Source organism: Paraburkholderia sp. D1E (assembly GCF_052682275.1).
The window spans coordinates 5,271,090-5,290,384 of record NZ_JBQYMB010000001.1 but is presented as its reverse complement, the minus strand read 5'-3'; the positions used below and the strand labels follow the sequence as shown (position 1 = coordinate 5,290,384).

Genomic DNA, 19,295 nt, shown 5'->3' with positions numbered 1-19,295 from the left:
GTGATCACTTCACTCGCCTTTTGAAATACGCGTACTTGAAGCCCATCAGCCAAAGCATACCGAAATATAGCGCGGCGAACAGAACGAGGCACGCCCCCAGCAACATGATGCGGTCCACCGGCCGACTATGCATGCCGATCCAGTCGAAGCTGATCGCGAGCCAATGCATCGTGCCGGCCAGCACCAGACAGGCGCCAAGCAACTGCACGAAGAATTTGAGCCAACCGTTCGACGGCGTATAGATGCCGCGCTTGCGCAAACCGAGGAACAGGAACAGTGCGTTGACGCAAGCGCCGAGCCCGACGCTCAGCGTGAGGCCCGCATGCGCGAAAATCGGCACGAACAGATAGTTGCTCAACTGTGTGACGATCAGCACGCCTACGCCGATCTTCACCGGCGTCTTGATGTCCTGCTTGGCGTAAAAACCGGGCGCAAGAATCTTGATGAGAATCAGGCCGATCAGGCCGATGCCGTAAGCCGACAGCGCGCGGGCGACCATCACCACCGAGTTGCCGTCGAACTTGCCGTAGTGGAACAGCGTCGCGGTGAGCGGCTGGGCGAAGAAAAACAGCGCAACGGCGCTCGGCGCGGCCAGCAGGAAGGTGACGCGCAGCCCCCAGTCGAGCAGCGACGAATACTCGTGCGGATCGGCGTCCACGTGCGCCTTCGACAGACTCGGCAGCAAAATCGTGCCGAGCGCGACGCCGAGCAGCGCGGTCGGGAACTCCATCAGCCGGTCGGCGTAGTTGATCCAGGAGACAGCACCCGGACCAATGCGCGACGCAATATTGGTGTTGATGATCAGGCTGATCTGCGCAACCGAGACGGCGAACATGGCCGGCACCATCTTCGACAGCACCCGCTTCACGCCGCGGTGCGCGAGCGCCTTCAGCGGATTCAGGCCGATGCGCGGCAGCATGTCGATCTTCTTCAGACCGGGCAATTGCACGATGAATTGCAGCACGCCGCCGGCGATTACCGCCCACGCAAGCGCATAAACCGGCGTTTGCAGGCGCGGCGCGACGAACACCGCCGCGAAGATGAACGCGACGTTCAGAAGAACCGGGGCGAACGCAGGCAGCGAAAAGTTCTTATACGTATTCAGCACGCCCGACGCCAGCGACGTCAGCGAGATGAAAATGATGTACGGGAACATGATGCGCGTCATCGTGACCGCAAGCGCATACGCCTGGCCTTCATGCGCAAGCCCTGACGCGACGATGAACACCACGCCCGACGCCCCCACCACGCCGATCAGCGAGAGAATCGCGAGCGCCCAGGCAAGCACGGTCGACGTCGCGTCGACGAGCGCCTTGGTGGCGTCATGTCCTTGCTGGTTCTTGAACTCGGCGAGAATCGGCACGAAGGCCTGCGAGAACGCACCCTCGGCGGAAATGCGGCGTAGCAGGTTCGGAATGCGGAAGGCGACGTAAAACGCGTCAGTATATTGACTGGCACCGAACGCTCGGGCGATCAGCGTTTCGCGGGCCAGTCCGGTCACGCGCGACAGCAGCGTGAAGCCGCTGACCGTCAGCAGGGCTCGGAATAGATTCATGGGGCGTTTATTATACGGGTGCCGCAGGTGCGGACGACGAGCCGGAACGCGAATCGGACCGATTTGTGACGCAGACGTTCGTTTGGATAAGCTGATCGGGCCGTTTTTTGTTGCTTGCCGTAGGCGTTGCGCGCCGGGCTCACCGCCCGCTCGCCGGTTGCCCGCCCAATGCCCGTGCGTTCAGGCTTACAGAATCGGGGCCATGCGCGGCAGCCCGGCACACCGGAATTGGCGATTCCCCGTTGCCACGTGCCTGATTTTGTTGCTATAATCGCCGGTTTCGAAGCTCGCTCAATTTTCGGACGGGGTTCAGGCACGCAATCTCATCCGGCACTCAAGCTGTATTGAGGCGCCAGCGGACCTCGAAATACACCGGAACGCAGCCCGCCTTCGCGTAGCTCGATCGATTATTTCGACACTTTTTGCACTCTTGGGCAATCGCTTCCAGGAGTTCGATCTAAAAGCAGCACCTACCACTTGAAGGTCAGGTACTGGAAACAGGAACAGGATAAGGAACCGTCATGGCTAACACCGCACAAGCACGCAAGCGCGCCCGCCAGGCCGCCAAGGCAAACTCGCATAACTCGGCACTGCGCTCGAAGTTCCGCACGGCTATCAAGGCTGTTCGCAAGGCAATCGAAGCCGGCGACAAGGCTAAGGCCGTTGAAATCTTCCAGGCATCGTCGAAGACCATCGACATCATCGCCGACAAGAAAATCGTTCACAAGAACAAGGCAGCTCGCAACAAGAGCCGTCTCGCTGCAGCCCTCAAGGGTCTGCAAGCGCCCGCAGCGCAGTAAATTCGGTCAGCCCGCTTCGGTGGGCTACCTCCTGTTTCCGCTGCAACAGAAAGGCTCGCTTCGGCGGGCTTTTTTGCTTTGCATCGACCGAACCGGACGCTGATCCACGCCTATTCGAGGGTCAGTTGGCTGCACATGAAGCCACCGCACGGAAGCCACTCGCCTTGAAGCCGCTGCTTCAGGCACAAAAAAACCCGCTAAAGCGGGTTTTTGCTTTTGCCGATCGGGCAGGCTCGCGCTAGATCACGTGTCTTTTCTCTTGCGGCGCGGCGTGCTCAAGTTGCAACTCGCACGCCTCTGTCACGACGAGATCATTGTCTTTCGCGAAGTTCAGGACGAAATCGAACGCCATCGGCTCGATATCGCGCAAGCGCGAATCGAGAATCACGCATTTGAGGTCGCCGATCATGGTGGGCCGGACGTACAACGAGTATTGCAGGTAAGCATTCGGCCCCCTGCCACCCGGACTGGGACCGAAACATGACATCACACCCGCGAGCCGCTCCGACCAATCGCTCGGCCGAAATTTTTTCCCGGTCGACGTGATGCCCTGAATGAAATATTCGGTTGGAGCTGCTTCGGCCATGTAGGAATACCTGTGTGACTGCCCAGCGGGAGGACGGCAAAGCTGACCGCAAAGCGGTTTTGGGATGCCTGAACACGTTGTACACGCTGAATGGCGAACTGCGCCGCCAGAAACCACGAAGGGCCGGACAAGCCGCTTCGGCGCTCGTCATGACGGCGCACCGCGAGGAAACTTTTCCGAACCGCGCGAGCCGTGTCCCGCAAGCTCAATACCGGCCTGCTGGGCTTAGGGATAACCGCTAGATTATAGCGCAGCGGACCTTTTTCCGCAGCGCACACAAACTCCCTCCAAAGGCTGCGCGAGCCTTTCAGACAGCCTGCCCAACCTTTTGGGCGACTCGTCAAACGGGGCGAAATCCTTTATGCTGCATAGAGTTACCACAAACGACGGCGGCGCCGTCCGGCAATCCTGCCGGGTGAGACCGCCGTATTTGTTTCATGATGTTTCATGACCGCCAAGAAAATTCGCCACTACCTGCAGTTCAAGGATTTCTCGCTGGAAGACTACGAGTACGTGCTGGAACGCGCGCGCATTCTGAAGCGCAAATTCAAGAACTACGAGACCTACCACCCGCTGCACGACCGCACGCTGGCCATGATCTTCGAGAAAAACTCGACGCGCACGCGCCTGTCGTTCGAAGCCGGCATCTTCCAGTTGGGTGGTCATGCCGTTTTCATGAGCACGCGCGACACGCAACTCGGCCGCGGCGAACCGATCGAAGACGCAGCGCAAGTGATCTCGCGCATGGTCGACATCATCATGATCCGCACGTTCGGCCAGGACATACTCCAGCGCTTCGCCGAGAATTCGCGCGTGCCGGTGATCAACGGGCTGACCAACGAATATCACCCGTGCCAGGTGCTGGCGGATATCTTCACCTACTTCGAGCATCGCGGTCCGATTCGCGACAAGACGGTCGCGTGGGTCGGTGACGCGAACAACATGCTGTACACGTGGATCGAAGCCGCCCAGATTCTCGGCTTCAAACTGCGCCTGTCCACGCCGCCGGGCTACAAGCTCGACCGCGCCATGGTCGCGGCTGAAAGCGCACCGTTCTATCAGGAATTCGACGATCCGAACGAAGCCTGCACAGGCGCCGATCTGGTCACCACGGACGTGTGGACCAGCATGGGCTTCGAAGCTGAAAACGAAGCACGCAAGAAAGCTTTCGCAGACTGGTGCGTAGACACCGACATGATGGCGCGCGCCAATTCTGATGCATTGTTCATGCACTGCCTGCCTGCCCATCGCGGCGAGGAAGTCAGCGCGGAAGTGATCGACGGCCCGCAAAGCGTCGTGTGGGACGAAGCGGAAAATCGCCTCCACGTGCAAAAGGCGTTGATGGAATATCTGCTGCTCGGCAAGCTGAATCACTAGGCGAGCCGCACGCAGCACCTGCGTGAAGCGCGACGGGGCCTTGAATACGAGGCAAGGCATCCACGTTTAGCGCCACGCATCGAGCCGGTGTCCACGGTTGCAAGGGGCCCGGCTCACCCATCGCACTGCCCCAAAAACGCGGGCTAGCGGTGGTTTAGTGTCAAAATAGTGGTTTTCCGCGCTCCGGAACCGCCGGTGCGCCTTGTTTTCCAGCTTTTTCCAGCTACGAGTTCACCATGAGCGATATCAAGAAAGTCGTGCTCGCCTATTCGGGCGGCCTCGACACCTCCGTCATCCTGAAGTGGTTGCAGGACAACTACGACGCCGAAGTCGTCACGTTTACGGCCGACATCGGCCAGGGCGAAGAGCTGGAACCGGCGCGCAAGAAAGCCCTGCAACTCGGCATCAAGCAGGACAACATCTTCATCGAAGATCTGCGCGAAGAATTTGTGCGCGACTACGTGTTCCCGATGTTCCGCGCCAACACGGTCTATGAGGGCGAATACCTGCTGGGCACGTCGATCGCGCGTCCGCTGATCGCCAAGCGTCAGATCGAAATCGCCCGCGCAACTGGCGCGCAAGCGGTCTCGCACGGAGCAACCGGCAAGGGCAACGACCAGGTTCGTTTCGAACTCGGTTACTACGCGCTTGAACCGGGCATCAAGGTGATCGCGCCGTGGCGTGAATGGGATCTGCTGTCGCGCGAAAAGCTGCTCACGTACGCTGAAAAGGCCGGCATCCCGATCGAAATGAAGCACAAGCAAGGCGGCGCGCCATATTCGATGGACGCGAACCTGCTGCACATCTCGTTCGAAGGCCGTCACCTGGAAGACCCGAAAGCCGAAGCCGAAGCCGATATGTGGCGTTGGACGGTGTCGCCGGAACAGGCGCCGGACCAGGCCGAATACCTCGACATCGAGTACGAACACGGCGATCCGGTCGCGATCAATGGCAAGCGTCTGTCGGCGGCTGAAATGCTGACCGAGTTGAACCGTTTGGGCGGCAAGCACGGCATCGGCCGTCTGGATCTGGTCGAAAACCGTTACGTCGGCATGAAGTCGCGCGGCTGCTATGAAACGCCGGGCGGCACGATCATGCTGAAGGCACACCGCGGCATCGAGTCAATTACGCTCGACCGCGAAGTGGCCCACCTGAAAGACGACCTGATGGCTCGTTACGCGTCGCTGATTTATAACGGCTACTGGTGGAGCCCGGAGCGCCGCGCAATCCAGGTGTTGATCGACCATACGCAAGAGAAGGTCAACGGCTGGGTGCGCGTGAAGCTGTACAAGGGCGGTGTGTCGGTTGTTGCACGCGATTCGAAGGAAACGTTGTTCGACAAGACGATCGCCACATTCGACGACGACGGCGGCGCCTACAATCAGGCCGACGCCGGCGGGTTCATCAAGCTGAACGCGCTGCGTATGCGGATTGCTGAAAACGCGCGTCGTCAGCGTAGCTGAGGACGCGCGTTTCGGTGAAGGCTAACCTTCGCGTAAGCGAAGTTAAGCGCTGAGAGGTGCAGCCAGAACTGAAACGCAGATGCGAAAAAGGCGCCGGGAGGAAACTCCCGGCGCCTTTTTCATTGCAGCGTCTTTGTGCACAGATTGACGGCGAACCGGCTCCAAGCCGCGTCACCTCTTGCGCTTAACCGCTACTACGACAGCCGACAACCTAAACGCGACTCGCTCCACTCCCTGCCGCAATCACAGGCAAACCGGCTCCGCTTCCAGCTCCACACCAAATCGCGCCAGCACATCCCGCTGGACGGCTTTCGCGAGCGCCAACACCTCGGCACCGCTCGCCCCACCGAGATTGACCAGCACCAGCGCCTGCCGTTCATGCACGGCCGCTGCGCCCATTGCACGGCCCTTCCAGCCGCATCGATCGATCAGCCAGCCCGCCGCGAGCTTCACCCTGCCGTCCGGTTGAAGGTAAGACACAAGCTCAGGCTCCTTAACCTTCAACGCCTCAAACTGCGTTGCCTCCACAACCGGATTCTTGAAGAAACTCCCGGCGTTACCGATCTGCAGCGGATCAGGCAGCTTGGCGCGGCGCACCGCCACTACAGCGTCGAAAATCGCCTGAGCGCTCGGCGGCGCATCGGCGTGCCCACCCGCGGCCAACTCACGTGCAAGATCCGCATACGCGGCCCGCGGCTGCCAGACCTTCGGCAAACGGAAAGTGACCGAGGTAATCACAAAACGGTCACGCCCTTCCCGCTTGAAAAAACTGTCGCGGTAGCCGAATCGGCAAGCGTCGGCATCGAGTTCGACGACGGCCCCCGTTTCCAGCTCAACCGCCCGCAGCGACGCAAACCGCTCGCACATTTCCAGCCCGTACGCGCCGATATTCTGAATCGGCGCCGCCCCCACCGTGCCCGGAATCAGCGCGAGGTTCTCCAAGCCAGGCAACCCTTGCGACAAGGTCCATGCGACAAAGTCATGCCACGGCTCACCGGCTGCCACCTCGACGTACCATGCGTCGTCGTCCTCGCGCACAACGCGGCGGCCTCGCAGAACCACCAGCAGCACCAGTCCGGCGAAATCTCCCGTGAGCACGACATTGCTGCCGCCGCCCAGCACCAGCCGCGGCAAGCCGGCGGCACGCGGATCGCGCACGGCAGCCATCAATTGCGCTTCGTGCTCGATCCGGCACGCAAACTGCGCACGAACATCGAAACCGAAGGTGTTATGCGCTTTTAGCGGATAGCCGGCAATGAACGCGGCGGAGTCGGATTGGGACATCAGAATGAGAAGAATGGAACGACGAACGAAACGACATCTGGCCTCCGGCCGCGCGACAATGCGCGACGGCCTTAGGCAAAAGGGAGTGGCGTCGGTAAAATGACAACCGGTTCGTGATTATAGCGAGTGCCTCGTGAGCAGCCGACCGGCCGCGCCACGCACCGCAGCACTATTGGGAGAAAACAATGCCATCGTTTGACGTCGTCTGCGAAGCGGACATGATCGAAGTCAAGAACGCGATCGAGCAGTCCAACAAGGAAATTTCAACCCGCTTCGACTTCAAAGGGTCGGACGCGCGCGTCGAGCACAAAGAAAGCGAAATCACGGCCTACGCCGACGACGATTTCAAGCTCGGCCAGGTAAAAGACGTGTTGCTGTCGAAAATGGCCAAGCGCAATGTGGACGTGCGCTTTCTCGACTACGGCAAGATCGAGAAGATCGGCGGCGACAAGGTCAAGCAGATCATCAAAATCAAGAAAGGCGTGTCCGGCGATCTGTCGAAGAAAATCGTGCGCCTCGTGAAGGACAGCAAGATCAAGGTCCAGGCAAGCATTCAGGGCGACGCGGTGCGCATCACCGGCGGTAAGCGCGACGATCTGCAAAGTGTGATCGCAATGCTGCGCAAGGACGTGACCGATACCCCGCTCGACTTCAACAACTTCCGCGACTGAACGCGCACTACACTCGGCGCCGGAGGCCTGTTGACGCTCGGCGACGGGGCGTACGTTGCGGCTGTTTCGGCGCTGGACCCATGCTGAACGTTCGACAACGGGTCACTTGGAGGCTCGACACCCGCCAATTCCCTGCGTTGAGACCCAACGCCCGGCGTGTGTCGAACGACTAGCACACAAGCCGTGCGCCTTCCGCGCACACTCCGTGAACGCCCTGAAGCAAGCCGGTTAACACCCAGCCGGGCGCCCTTCTCCCGCGCTCAAGGTTCGTTACCGCCCGCCGCACCGGCCGCTGCGTCGGTCTTCTTCTTGTCGCCAATGCGGCTTTCCTGGCCGCGCATCAGTTTCGCGATGTTGGCGCGGTGGCGCCATACCAGCAGCGAACTCATCACGACAATTGCCAGCGCGATGATGTGCGGCCCGAAAAGAAAGCCGTCGAAGATCGGTGCGAACACCGCCGCAGCCAACGCCGCCAGCGAAGAATAGCGCGTGAAGAACGCCACGATCAGCCACGTCAGCAAGGTGGCGATGCCGAGGATCGGGTTGATCGCAATCAGCACGCCCGCCGCGGTCGCCACGCCCTTGCCGCCCTTGAAGCGGAAGAAAACCGGATAAAGGTGGCCGAGAAAGACGGCGACGGACGCAATCGCCACCGACGCATCGTCGAGGCCGTAACGCGCGCCGAAGTGCACCACGAACCACACCGGCAACCATCCTTTGAGGGCGTCGCCGATCAGGGTCAGTATCGCGGCCTTCTTGCTGCCGCTGCGCAGCACGTTGGTCGCGCCCGGGTTGCCCGAGCCATAGGAGCGCGGGTCGTCCAGCCCCATCGCGGCGCTCACGATCACGGCAAACGACACCGAGCCGATCAGGTAGGCAACGACAGCAACGATCAGGTTTTGCATCTGGGACTCTTATAAGGATCCGCGGTCTGAAACTCGACACCCCAACCGCAACAGGGAACGCAACAGGCAACCAGGCGGCGCACATTCTACCGAACCCACCGGCACGAAAAACATTCAGGCAGACGTCAATCGACGCTCGCGCACTGAACCGGCTTCGCCGCCAGCAAGCGGGTCAATGCCGCGGGCTCGATGCTAACCAGAAAACCGCGCCGGCCGCCGTTCAGCCAGATCTTGTCCATCTCGAGGATGCTCGACTCGACGTACACCGGCATCTGCTTGCGCGTACCGAACGGCGACGTACCACCGATCAGATAGCCCGAATGCCGGTTCGCCACCTCGGGCTTGCACGGCTCCACACGTTTCGCACCGATCTGCCGCGCCAGATTCTTGGTGCTGACGGTGCGGTCTCCGTGCATCAGCACGATCAGCGGCTTGGCGTGCTCGTCTTCCATCACCAAAGTCTTCACGACATGATGTTCGTCCACACCGAGCTGGCGCGCCGATTCTTCAGTGCCGCCGTGCTCGACATAATCGTAGGGATGTTCGCCGAAAGTGACACCGTGACGGCGCAGAAACTGCGTCGCGGGCGTTTCGGAGACGTGTCTGGATTTGCTCATCGGCGCATTGTAATGGCGAGTTTGCACAACGGCTATTTGCCGAACGGCCAATTGTGCGGGCCCGGCGATTGTGGCACGATCGTTCGTAAATCTTCCGGCGCATAGTATGCCGGGCACTAAATACGTTTAGCAACCATGTGGCATGGGACCAGAAGACGCTAAAGCACCAACTCTGGTCGACCGCCTTGCATGGGACCCGAGTAAGACGCTAAAGCGTCAACTCTGGTCGACCGCCTTGCATGGGACCCGAGTAAGACGCTAAAGCGTCAACTCTGGTCGACCGCCTTGCATGGGACCCGAGTAAGACGCTAAAGCGTCAACTCTGGTCGACACAGGAGACAGCGTTGAGCCTCGATTCATCCACCCGTTCCACGATCGACATTCCCGCGCTGCTGGCCGCCCTGCCCGCGCGTATTGCCGACATTCCGGTGCTCGCGGCCGCGCGCGACCCGCGGCACGTCGCCTTGATCGAGGATGCGCGCCGCCTCACCAATGCGCAACTTCTGGAAGCCGTCGATGCCACCGCCGCGCTGTTGCGCGAATGGGGCGTACGTGGCGGCGATCGCGTCATGATCGTGGCCGAGAACAGCATCGTGCAGATCGTGCTGCTGTTCGCGACCGCGAAACTCGACGCGTGGGCGCTGGTGTCGAACGCGCGTCTGTCAGCCGCCGAACTCGACGCGATCCGAGCACACGCGCAGCCTCGCGTGGTCGCCCATGCGGCCGAAAGCTCCGCGGATGCCCAACAGCATGCGCAGCGCCATCAAGCTGTCACAGCGCCCGCCATCACGCCGGATATCGGCGCCTGGTCGTATACGATCGACACCGGCGCAAAAGCCGAACCGGTCGAAGCCGATAATCATCGTCAATGCGCCGCGCTGATCTATACCACGGGAACTACAGGTGCGCCGAAGGGCGTGATGCTGTCGCACCGCAACCTGCTCTTCATCGCGGCCGTGTCGAGCCACTTGCGCAAAGTCGGTCCGGACGATGTCGTGTACGCCGTTCTGCCGATCTCGCACGTGTACGGCTTTGCATCGGTTTGTCTCGGCAGCCTGCACGCCGGCGCGACCTTGCGCCTAGCGCCACGCTTCGTGCCCGAAGCGGTGCGGCGCGCGCTCGCCGACGAGCGCGTGTCGATCTTCCAGGGCGTTCCGGCCATGCATGCCAAATTGCTCGAACATGTGCAAACGCACGGTCACACGTGGTCCGCGCCGCACCTGCGCTTTGCCTATTCGGGCGGCTCACCACTCGACGCCGCGCTCAAGGCGCGCGTCGAAAGCGTCTACGGCCTCCCGCTGCACAACGGCTACGGCATGACCGAGAGCAGCCCAACCGTCTCCCACACCATGCTCGATGCGCCGCGCAGCGATTGCTCGGTTGGCGAGGTCATTCCTGGCGTCGACGTGCGCTTCGTCGGACTCGATGGCGTGGACGCCGCGCCGGGCGAAATCGGCGAACTATGGGTACGTGGCCCGAACGTGATGCTCGGTTACTACCGCAACCCGGAGCAGACCCGCGCCGTCGTTACCGAAGACGGCTGGCTCAAGACCGGCGATCTCGCACGGCAGGACGCAGACGGTGCGTTGCATATCGTCGGGCGCAGCAAGGAGTTGATCATCCGCTCGGGCTTCAACGTGTATCCGGCGGAAGTCGAGCATGTGTTGAACGCGCATCCGCAGGTGGTGCAATCCGCGGTGATTGGGCGCGCAGTGGAGGGTAACGAGGAAGTGGTCGCGTTCGTCGAATTGATCGCGGGCGCGAAGGTGTCGCCGGCAGAACTGATCGCGTGGTGCGGCGAGCGTCTCGCGCCATACAAGCGCCCTGCCGAAGTGAAAGTGCTCGCCGCTCTGCCGGCTGCGTCGACTGGCAAGATTCTGAAGCACCGGTTACGCGAGTTCATGTAAAGCAGCGGCCGCAATGGCTTCGGCTCCGGTCAGGCCGTACACGAGCTACGACAAGCGCAAGCACAACCACACGCCTGACGGCCCGTGCAGACGCCCCTCACCCCCGCGGATGATGCTGCGCATGCAACGACTTCAACCGCTCGCGGGCCACGTGTGTATAGATCTGCGTGGTCGAGATATCCGTATGACCGAGCAGCAATTGCACGACGCGCAAATCGGCGCCATGGTTCAGCAGGTGCGTCGCGAACGCGTGCCGTAGCGTGTGCGGCGAGAGTGGCGCGTGCACATTGGCCGCTGCCGCGTGACGCTTGATGATGTTCCAGAACTGCTGGCGGGTCATGCCCTCCGCGCGGCTCGTGACGAACAGCGCATCCGTCGCCCGCGCCCCGAGTAAAGCCGGACGCGCTTCGCGCAGATAGCGTTCGATCCAGCCATGCGCCTCTTCGCCGAACGGAATCAGGCGCTCTTTCGAGCCCTTGCCCATCACCCGCACTACGCCGTCGTTCAGACTCACTTCCACCGTCTTCAGCGTGACGAGTTCGGTGACACGCAAACCGCTCGCGTACATCAACTCCAGCATGGTGCGGTCGCGCAGGCCCAAGGGCGTGTCGATATCCGGCGCACCGAGCAATGCTTCGACTTGCGCTTCGGTAAGTGTCGACGGAAAACGCGGCGGTTGCTTCGCAGAACGGATGCGCACCGTCGGATCGACCTTCGCGCGATGTTCGCGCACCGCCCAGCCATAGTAGCGGCGAAACACCGAGAGCCGCCGGTTCGCTGAGGTGGATTTGTCTTTCTGACGCGCCGCGCTATAGGCGTTGAGATCGGCCTCGCTGGCGATGTCGAGCGACGTGTTGCGGCTTTGCGCGAGCCATTCGCAGAACAGCCGCAGATCGCGCCGGTACGCATCGAGCGTGTTGCGCGATAAACCGTGCTCGAGCCACAACGCGTCGCAGAACGCATCGATCGAGGCCGAGCTCGCCACAAACAAAGGTGACGCGGCCGGTGCGTCTTCAGTCACGGTGTCGCTCATGCGTAGGGAATGCCTTCATGCGCCAGAAGCCAGCGCTTGACGTTGCGAAAGAAACCGTCTCCGGCGTGATGCGCAAATCCGCCGATGCCGCTCGAACTCACCACCCGATGACACGGAATCACGATCGGAAAGTAATTGGCGCCGCATGCCTGACCGACCGCATGCGGAGCGCTGCCAAGTTGCCTTGCCAATTGTCCATAAGTCAGCACGACGCCGGGCGGAATATCGCTGATCGCTTGCCAGACGCGCTGCTGAAACGTGGTGCCAACCGCTGCCAGCGGCAATTCGAACTTTGCGGAGGCCCGCTCGAAATAACGCTCGATCTGCTCCACGGCCTGCTTTGCCAGGTGCGTGTCCGGTGCGATGTTCTGCGTCGACGCTGGAAGATAGACAATCTCGCGCACGGCCTCGCCTTCGAGGCGAATGCCGACCTTGCCGAACGGTGCATCGATCACTGCGTTGAACATGGTTGTTTGCTCCGTGATTGGCAGCGTATCTTGCAGATTGCACGGCGGCGCATTTGAACAGGCGCGCAGACAGCTTGCAAACGCACTACTCACCATCACCCGTGACTGACTCCTGGCAACGATCCCGCCCGATTGCCGCTACTTTACGCCGCTTCCAACGCCCATTCCACATGCTCGCGCACCACCGCCGAAGGGTCTTCGGTCCGTAATTTCAGCGCGCGAACAATCGCCTCGCGCGCATCAGCGCTCAAACTTTCCGAAGACGCACGCAGCGCATTACCCATCCCGACCGCCAGATTGCGCAGCCAGCTCTCATAGCCGATGCGGCGAATCGCACTCCCCTGCATGCGCGTATCGAACTCGTCGGCGGACCATGCAAACAGTTCGACCAGCGTCGCGCGATCGAGCCCGTGCCGCACATCGAAATCGGCGACCGGCGCGGCCTGCGCGAACTTGTTCCAGGGGCAAACGAGCTGGCAATCGTCGCAGCCATACACACGATTACCGATCAGCGGCCGCATTTCCAGGGGAATATTGCCCTTCAACTCGATTGTCAGATATGAAATACAGAGGCGTGCATCGACCTTATAGGGCGCCACGATCGCACCCGTCGGACATGCGCCGATGCAACGCGTGCAACTGCCGCAATGCGAGCCCGGCGTTTCGGGCGCGTTGTCGGGCGACGTCTCGGCATCGGTGGGCAAGGGCACATCAACGTAAATTTCGCCGAGGAAAAACAGCGAACCGGCATCGCGCTGCAGCAACAACGTGTGCTTGCCACGCCAGCCGATCCCGGCCTTCTGGGCAAGTTCTACTTCAAGCACCGGCGCCGAATCGGTAAATACGCGGTAGCCAAACGCGCCGATCTCCGCCTCGATTTTCTCGGCCAGATGTTGCAGACGGTTACGCATCACCTTGTGATAATCGCGGCCCCGCGCATAGATCGACACCACCGCCGCCGACGGGTCCGCGAGCCGTGCATGCTCGGCTGCTCGCCAGTCTTGCGGTTCGAGCGACGCGCCCTGCAAAGCGCTTTCGTGCGCCTTTCCACTCAATGTCTGAGTGGGCAAATAGGCGATGCGCGCGGTAATCACACGTCGCGTGCCGGCCACAAGCTCGGCGGGACGCGCGCGTTTCATGCCGTGTTTCGCCATATAATCCATCTCGCCGTGGCAACCCGCGTCCAGCCATGCAGCAAGCGGCGCTTCGGCAGCGGAGAGATCGGTGTCGCTGATACCGATCGCCCCGAAACCCAGTTCATGGCCCCACGTTTTGATGTTGAGCGCGAGCGCATTCAGCGCCGCTTCATCGAAATGACGCTCGGCACGCACATCGTCGTCAGACGCAGGCGGGCAGGAAACAGGGGACTCCGGACTTCGGTTCATCACGCCATTTTACGAGAATGCCTGTCAACCCCGATCTCGCGATCCAACCGCCCGCCGATATCCTGCTCGAACGCTCCTTTGCGCTCGCGGACGAGGCCGCCACCCATGCATTCGGGGAGCGCTTCGCGCGGGCGATCGAAAGCGTGCGCGAGTTGCCGCAAAACCCGCTGCAAAAAGCGCAGCAACGCGCGCCGGGCGCCACGGGTGACCAGGTATTCCACGGACTGCAAGTACAACTCGTCGGCGACCTCGGCGCCGGCAAAACCACGCTCGTGCGCGCGACCTTGCGCGGCCTCGGCCACACTGGCCGCGTGCGCAGTCCCACTTACACACTCGTCGAACCCTACGTGCTCGAGCGGCCCGCTGGGGAACTCGCGCTCTATCACTTCGATCTGTATAGATTCACCGACCCGGCCGAATGGGCCGACGCGGGCTTTCGCGAGTACTTCGACAGCGGCGCCATCTGCCTCGTCGAATGGCCGCAGCGCGCGGGGCGTCTCCTTGGCGTGCCGGATCTTGTCTTCTCGCTCGATCTGGACAGCACGGGTGACGGCCGGGTACTCGTTGCACGGGCATACAGCGAATCAGGAAAGGCATGTCTCGAAAGATGTTGATCAAACCGTTCCGCTCGATCGAATCGGCGGCTACCGCAACGCATAACTGGCGGCGCCGGCAGATTCTGCGCGCGGGCGCATCCACGCTGGTGCTCGGCCTTGTCGCTCCGCGTCTCGCGTGGGCGAGCTCGGTGTTGGGCGTGCGGGTCTGGCCGGCGCGCGATTACACGCGCGTGACGATCGAGTCGGATCAGCCTTTGCAGAACACGCAGCAGTTGCTGCAGGGTCCCGACCGGCTGGTGGTCGATCTGAGCGGCCTCGATCTGGACCAGGCGCTGAAGGATCTGGTGTCGAAGATTACGCCGAACGACCCGCAGATTCAGTCGGTGCGCGTCGGGCAATATCAGCCGCACGTCGTGCGAATGGTGTTCGATCTGAAGGGCTCAGTGAAGCCGCAGGTGTTCACGCTGCCACCGGTCGGCGCGTACAAGTACCGGCTGGTGTTCGACCTGTACCCCGCTGTCGCGCCCGACCCACTGATGGATCTGCTCGCGCAGACCGAGCGCAAACAGCAAACGCTGGAGGAAAACAGCGCACCGCCCGCCACGCTAAGCGGCCCGGGCACCACGCCGCCCACCGCCGACAACAGCGAAGCCTTCTTCGAGCGCTATGCGCAGAACGGCAGCGGCGGGACCGCGCCGAGCGTGCCGCGTCCGCCGGTGCATACCACGCCGACACCTGCGCCGCCCATCCTCGGCAAGCCCGCAACACCGGCGGTACCGCTTGCGCCGACCACGCCGCCCACCGCAATCGCCCGCAACAAAGGAAGCAGCAACAGCAACCTCGGTGGCGATGACAGCGACGATAGCTACGCGTTCACCAACCCGAAAACCGGCAGGAGCAACACGGTACGTCTGTTGACCGTCGCGATCGATCCGGGTCACGGCGGCGAAGACCCAGGCGCGATCGGCGGCGGGGGCACGTATGAGAAGCACGTCGCACTCGACATCGCGAAGAAGCTGCGCGTGAAGATCGACGCGCAGCCGAACATGCGCGCCATGATGACGCGCGACGCCGACTTTTTCGTGCCGCTTAACGTGCGCGTGCAGAAGGCGCGGCGCGTGGGCGCGGACCTGTTCGTCTCGATCCATGCGGACGCGTTCACCACGCCCGAGGCGAAGGGCTCGTCAGTGTTTGCCTTGTCGGAGCACGGCGCGTCGAGCGCAGCGGCGCGCTGGATGGCAAACAAAGAAAACTCATCAGATCAGATTGGCGGGATCAACATCAAGTCCGCCGATGCCACCGTCAACCGCGCGCTGTTCGATATGTCAACCACCGCGCAGATCCGCGATTCGATGCGCTACGGCAATTTCGTGCTGAAGGAGATCGGCGGCATCAACAAGCTGCATAAGGGCTCGGTCGAACAGGCCGGATTTGCTGTGCTGAAGGCGCCGGACATTCCGTCGATCCTCGTGGAGACCGCCTTCATCAGTAACCCGGACGAGGAGCGCCAACTGAACGACGACGCGTATCGGGAGAAGATGGCCGACGCGATCATGAGCGGGATCAAGCGCTATTTCGCGGCGAATCCGCCGTTGGCGAAAAACCGCATGACCTGAGGCCGGCCTGCATGGCCCACGTCACGCTCTGTCATGCAGGCGATGCAAAAACGGCCACGTTGAACTGCACTTCAAAAGTTGGACACCGATCTAAGCTTTGGGTGCAGTTCAACGTGGCCGTTTTTTCTGCGGTTTTTCTGCTTCACGCCCAGGCGGCGGCATTCAACGCGCCGGTGAAAACCGCTGCATGACCCAACCGCCGAACACATTCACCGTCAGCCCCGCCATCACCAGCAAGGCGCCCGCGATCTGCGCCGCCGACAACTGCTCGTCGAGAAACAGGGACGCCGAGGCCAGCCCGACGATCGGCACCAGCAGCGAGAACGGTGCCACCTGGCTCGCCGGATAGCGCGACAGGAGCCGGCTCCACAGACCATAGCCAATCAGCGTCGCGATAAACGCGAGATAGACGATGGCAAAAATCGACATCGCGCTGATCCCGGACAGCGCCGCGACGATTCGCTGCGGCCCCTCAAACGCATACGACAGCGCGAAAAACGGCACCGGTGGAATCAGGCTGCCCCATACCACCAGCCCGACCAGATCGACCTTGCCGACCTTCTTCGTGACGATGTTGCCGAGCGCCCACGAACACGCGGCGCACAGCGTGAGGACGAAACCGGCGAGCGTCATGGCGTGGCCGCCTTGCATGCCGATTACCGCGAGACCGCCCGCCGCGATCAGCAAACCGACGACATTCGGCACGCGAAAGCGCTCATGCAGAAACAGCGCCGCGAAAATCAGCGTGAAGAACGCCTGCGCCTGCAATACGAGCGAAGCAAGCCCCGCCGGCATGCCCACATACATCGCCGAGAACAGGAAAGCGAACTGCCCGAACGAAATCGTCGCGCCGTAAGCGAATAGCCAGCGCCACGGCATTTTCGGCCGCTTGACGAAAAACACTGCCGGCACCGCAGCGAGGGTGAAACGCAGCGCGCCGAGCAGCATGGGCGGCACGCCATGCAGGCCCACCTTGATCACGACGAAATTGACGCCCCACGCAACCACGACGACCAGCGCGAGCAGTAAGTCCCTGGGCGACATCCCAGTCTCCATTTGATTGTTCGATCCGGCAGTTTAGCGGAGCTTGCAGCGCCAGGGGATGGCGCGCATTACGGAATCCCGGAGCGGCAAGACGGCGCAAACCGTCGTGATTCCGCCCCCCGCAGTAGAATCGTCCATTAAGCAAAATCCGACTCCCCCTTCCAGCCGAGCCTGCCCATGTCCTCCTCGATCAAAGCAGTTCTCAAACCGCATCTGCGCGATGTCGGCAGTCTCACCGTGCGGCGTGTACTGCCGGCCATGGCGGCACGCCTGATCGGCCCATTCATCTTCTTCGACCACATGGGCCCCGCCACGCTCGAACCCGGCGTCGGGCTCGACGTGCGTCCGCACCCGCATATCGGCCTTGCCACCGTCACGTATCTGTTCGAAGGCTCGATCATGCATCGCGACAGCCTCGGCTCCGAGCAGAAGATCGTCCCGGGCGACGTCAACTGGATGACGGCGGGCCGCGGCATCGTCCATTCCGAGCGCACGCCGGCCGAAGATCGTGCGAGTGGCCTGACCATGCACGGCATCCAGACCTGGGTCGCGCTACCGCTCGAAGACGAAGACATCGAACCGTCCTTCTCGCATCACGCGGCCGACACGCTGCCAGTGGTCGAGCGCAACGGCGTCACGCTGCGCGTGATTGCCGGCACGGCGTTCGGCGAAACCTCGCCGGTCGCAACCTTTTCCGGCACGCTGTACGTAGCTGCGGAGTTCGCCCCGGGCGGCGCATTCGCGCTCGAACCGGAGCACGAGGAACGCGGCGTCTATCTGGTGGACGGCGATCTGGAGATCGACGGCGCACCGCTCGAAGTGGGTCAGATGGCCGTGCTCGCGCTCGATGAAACCGTCACGCTGGCCAGCACCCACGGCGCGCGCGTCATGCTGCTCGGCGGTGAAAAGCTGGATGGCGAGCGCTTTATCGAATGGAACTTCGTCGCCAGCTCGCGCGAGAAGATCGAAACCGCGAAGCAGGCGTGGACCCATCAGGAGATGGGCAAAGTACCGGGAGAAACCGAATGGATTCCGCTGCCGACAAGAAATTAAGCGCGAATCAGTGCAAGCAGAAGTGAGCGCGCGACGCATTGAATTCGCCGCGCTCGGCCCCACTTAGCCAACAAACCGATTTATCGAAGAGGATGCAATGGACACCACGCTGGCCACTTTCGAACAGGACGTCATCGCGGCGTCGACACTGGCCCCTGTGCTGGTCGATTTCTGGGCGCCGTGGTGCGGTCCCTGCAAGACGCTCGGCCCGATGCTGGAAAAGCTCGAAGCCGAAGCCGCCGGCAAATGGAAACTGGTGAAGGTGAACGTCGACGAGAACCAGGAACTGGCCGCGCACTTCCAGGTGCGCAGCATTCCGCACGTCATGGCGTTTGCCGAAGGCCAGCCGGTCGATCAATTCGTCGGCGTGCTGCCGGAAGGCCAGTTGCGCGAGTTTATTGAGCGCCTCGTGCCGCAAGGCGCGGAGGCGGCACGTCTTGAAGCGCAAACCGCGTTGACCGAAGGCCGTCGCGAAGATGCTTACAACGCACTGCAAGCCGCGCTCGCCCACGATCCTGGCTTCGACGAAGCGCGCATGGATCTCATCGAGATGCTGCTCGAGGATAACCGTATCGACGAAGCGCGCAATGAAGTCGACCTGTTGTCGCCGAAAACCACGCAAGGGATCGACGCCCGCTTTAATGCGCTCAAGACGCGACTCGACGCTGTGGAGGCGGCCGCGGATCTGCCGCCCACGGACGCACTTGACGCCAAAGTCGCCGCTAACCCGGACGATCTCGAAGCGCGCTTCGACCTGGCTAGCGCGCTGATTGCCCGCCTCAAATACGAGGGTGCGCTCGAGCACCTGCTGGCTATCGTGCAACGCGACCGCGCGTTCCGCGACGACATAGGCCGTAAAACCATGCTGTCGGTGTTCGATCTCGCGGCGCATCAGCCAGAGCTGGTGTCGAAATGGCGACGCAAGCTGAGCGCGTTGTTGTTCTGATCTGTACTGTGTTCGGGTGCGGCGAGGGA

Annotated in this window: 18 protein-coding genes; 9 read left to right on the top strand and 9 right to left on the bottom strand. The window is 61.9% G+C overall.

The genetic code is table 11. The annotated features are described in order from the left end of the window. Positions 1-4: 4 nt before the first annotated feature. Positions 5-1,555 carry a murein biosynthesis integral membrane protein MurJ gene (gene murJ, locus ACUN0E_RS23755; protein WP_445568119.1) on the bottom strand — a complete coding sequence of 517 codons (1,551 nt, stop codon included), beginning with the start codon at positions 1,553-1,555 and terminating at the stop codon, positions 5-7. Positions 1,556-2,076: 521 nt separating this feature from the next. On the opposite strand from murJ, the gene rpsT reads away from it, so the two are divergent. After that, the gene (rpsT, locus tag ACUN0E_RS23750; RefSeq protein ID WP_074282377.1) at positions 2,077-2,355 is read left to right on the top strand and encodes a 30S ribosomal protein S20; all 279 of its coding nucleotides are present in this window, start codon (positions 2,077-2,079) and stop codon (positions 2,353-2,355) included. A gap of 238 nt (positions 2,356-2,593) precedes the next feature. On the opposite strand, the gene ACUN0E_RS23745 is transcribed toward rpsT, so the two are convergent. Further along, complete coding sequence (locus ACUN0E_RS23745) at positions 2,594-2,941, bottom strand: DUF3579 domain-containing protein (RefSeq protein WP_408235057.1); 348 nt, start codon at positions 2,939-2,941, stop codon at positions 2,594-2,596. Between the two features lie 447 nt (positions 2,942-3,388). Between ACUN0E_RS23745 and argF the strand changes: the two genes are divergently transcribed. Together argF and ACUN0E_RS23735 are read left to right on the top strand one after the other, a co-directional pair. Next, positions 3,389-4,318 (top strand): ornithine carbamoyltransferase, encoded by a 930-nt coding sequence (gene argF / locus ACUN0E_RS23740; RefSeq protein ID WP_325045554.1) that lies wholly within the window; start codon positions 3,389-3,391, stop codon positions 4,316-4,318. Between the two features lie 236 nt (positions 4,319-4,554). Further along, entirely contained in the window at positions 4,555-5,781 is a 1,227-nt protein-coding gene (locus ACUN0E_RS23735) for an argininosuccinate synthase (RefSeq protein WP_408235055.1), read from the top strand. A 243-nt stretch (positions 5,782-6,024) separates the two neighbouring features. Here ACUN0E_RS23735 and murB read toward each other — a convergent pair whose 3' ends face one another. Next, on the bottom strand, positions 6,025-7,065 hold the full coding sequence (gene murB, locus ACUN0E_RS23730) for a UDP-N-acetylmuramate dehydrogenase (protein ID WP_445568118.1): 1,041 nt from the start codon (positions 7,063-7,065) through the stop codon (positions 6,025-6,027). A gap of 185 nt (positions 7,066-7,250) precedes the next feature. Between murB and ACUN0E_RS23725 the strand changes: the two genes are divergently transcribed. Beyond that, on the top strand, positions 7,251-7,736 hold the full coding sequence (locus tag ACUN0E_RS23725) for a YajQ family cyclic di-GMP-binding protein (RefSeq protein WP_054034313.1): 486 nt from the start codon (positions 7,251-7,253) through the stop codon (positions 7,734-7,736). A 260-nt stretch (positions 7,737-7,996) separates the two neighbouring features. Here the strand turns inward: ACUN0E_RS23725 and plsY are convergent, their stop codons facing one another. Continuing rightward, positions 7,997-8,641, bottom strand: a complete 645-nt coding sequence (gene plsY, locus ACUN0E_RS23720) for a glycerol-3-phosphate 1-O-acyltransferase PlsY (RefSeq protein WP_445568117.1) — start codon at positions 8,639-8,641, stop codon at positions 7,997-7,999. A gap of 125 nt (positions 8,642-8,766) precedes the next feature. After that, positions 8,767-9,258 (bottom strand): Cys-tRNA(Pro) deacylase, encoded by a 492-nt coding sequence (ybaK, locus tag ACUN0E_RS23715; RefSeq protein ID WP_408520751.1) that lies wholly within the window; start codon positions 9,256-9,258, stop codon positions 8,767-8,769. A gap of 344 nt (positions 9,259-9,602) precedes the next feature. Between ybaK and ACUN0E_RS23710 the strand changes: the two genes are divergently transcribed. Then, a complete protein-coding gene (locus tag ACUN0E_RS23710; protein WP_445568116.1) occupies positions 9,603-11,165 on the top strand; it encodes a class I adenylate-forming enzyme family protein in 1,563 nt (520 codons plus the stop codon). A 97-nt stretch (positions 11,166-11,262) separates the two neighbouring features. Here the strand turns inward: ACUN0E_RS23710 and xerD are convergent, their stop codons facing one another. The 3 genes from xerD to queG form a co-directional block, all read right to left on the bottom strand. Continuing rightward, the gene (gene xerD / locus ACUN0E_RS23705) at positions 11,263-12,198 is read right to left on the bottom strand and encodes a site-specific tyrosine recombinase XerD (protein WP_445568115.1); all 936 of its coding nucleotides are present in this window, start codon (positions 12,196-12,198) and stop codon (positions 11,263-11,265) included. Continuing rightward, the gene (locus ACUN0E_RS23700) at positions 12,195-12,665 is read right to left on the bottom strand and encodes a methylated-DNA--[protein]-cysteine S-methyltransferase (protein WP_445568114.1); all 471 of its coding nucleotides are present in this window, start codon (positions 12,663-12,665) and stop codon (positions 12,195-12,197) included. The genes xerD and ACUN0E_RS23700 overlap by 4 nt, the downstream gene beginning before the upstream one ends. Before the next feature lie 143 nt (positions 12,666-12,808). After that, positions 12,809-14,050: a tRNA epoxyqueuosine(34) reductase QueG gene (gene queG / locus ACUN0E_RS23695; RefSeq protein WP_445568113.1), complete on the bottom strand. Its 1,242-nt coding sequence runs from the start codon at positions 14,048-14,050 to the stop codon at positions 12,809-12,811. A 17-nt stretch (positions 14,051-14,067) separates the two neighbouring features. On the opposite strand from queG, the gene tsaE reads away from it, so the two are divergent. Next, on the top strand, positions 14,068-14,664 hold the full coding sequence (tsaE, locus tag ACUN0E_RS23690) for a tRNA (adenosine(37)-N6)-threonylcarbamoyltransferase complex ATPase subunit type 1 TsaE (RefSeq protein WP_445568112.1): 597 nt from the start codon (positions 14,068-14,070) through the stop codon (positions 14,662-14,664). Further along, on the top strand, positions 14,646-16,223 hold the full coding sequence (locus ACUN0E_RS23685) for an N-acetylmuramoyl-L-alanine amidase (protein WP_408235028.1): 1,578 nt from the start codon (positions 14,646-14,648) through the stop codon (positions 16,221-16,223). The genes tsaE and ACUN0E_RS23685 overlap by 19 nt, the downstream gene beginning before the upstream one ends. A 162-nt stretch (positions 16,224-16,385) precedes the next feature. Here ACUN0E_RS23685 and ACUN0E_RS23680 read toward each other — a convergent pair whose 3' ends face one another. Further along, on the bottom strand, positions 16,386-17,267 hold the full coding sequence (locus ACUN0E_RS23680) for an EamA family transporter (RefSeq protein WP_445568111.1): 882 nt from the start codon (positions 17,265-17,267) through the stop codon (positions 16,386-16,388). A gap of 177 nt (positions 17,268-17,444) precedes the next feature. Here ACUN0E_RS23680 and ACUN0E_RS23675 point away from each other — a divergent pair, with 177 nt between their 5' ends. Together ACUN0E_RS23675 and trxA are read left to right on the top strand one after the other, a co-directional pair. Further along, complete coding sequence (locus ACUN0E_RS23675) at positions 17,445-18,320, top strand: pirin family protein (RefSeq protein WP_408337445.1); 876 nt, start codon at positions 17,445-17,447, stop codon at positions 18,318-18,320. A gap of 97 nt (positions 18,321-18,417) precedes the next feature. Beyond that, the gene (gene trxA / locus ACUN0E_RS23670; RefSeq protein WP_408235019.1) at positions 18,418-19,266 is read left to right on the top strand and encodes a thioredoxin; all 849 of its coding nucleotides are present in this window, start codon (positions 18,418-18,420) and stop codon (positions 19,264-19,266) included. Positions 19,267-19,295 lie beyond the last annotated feature (29 nt).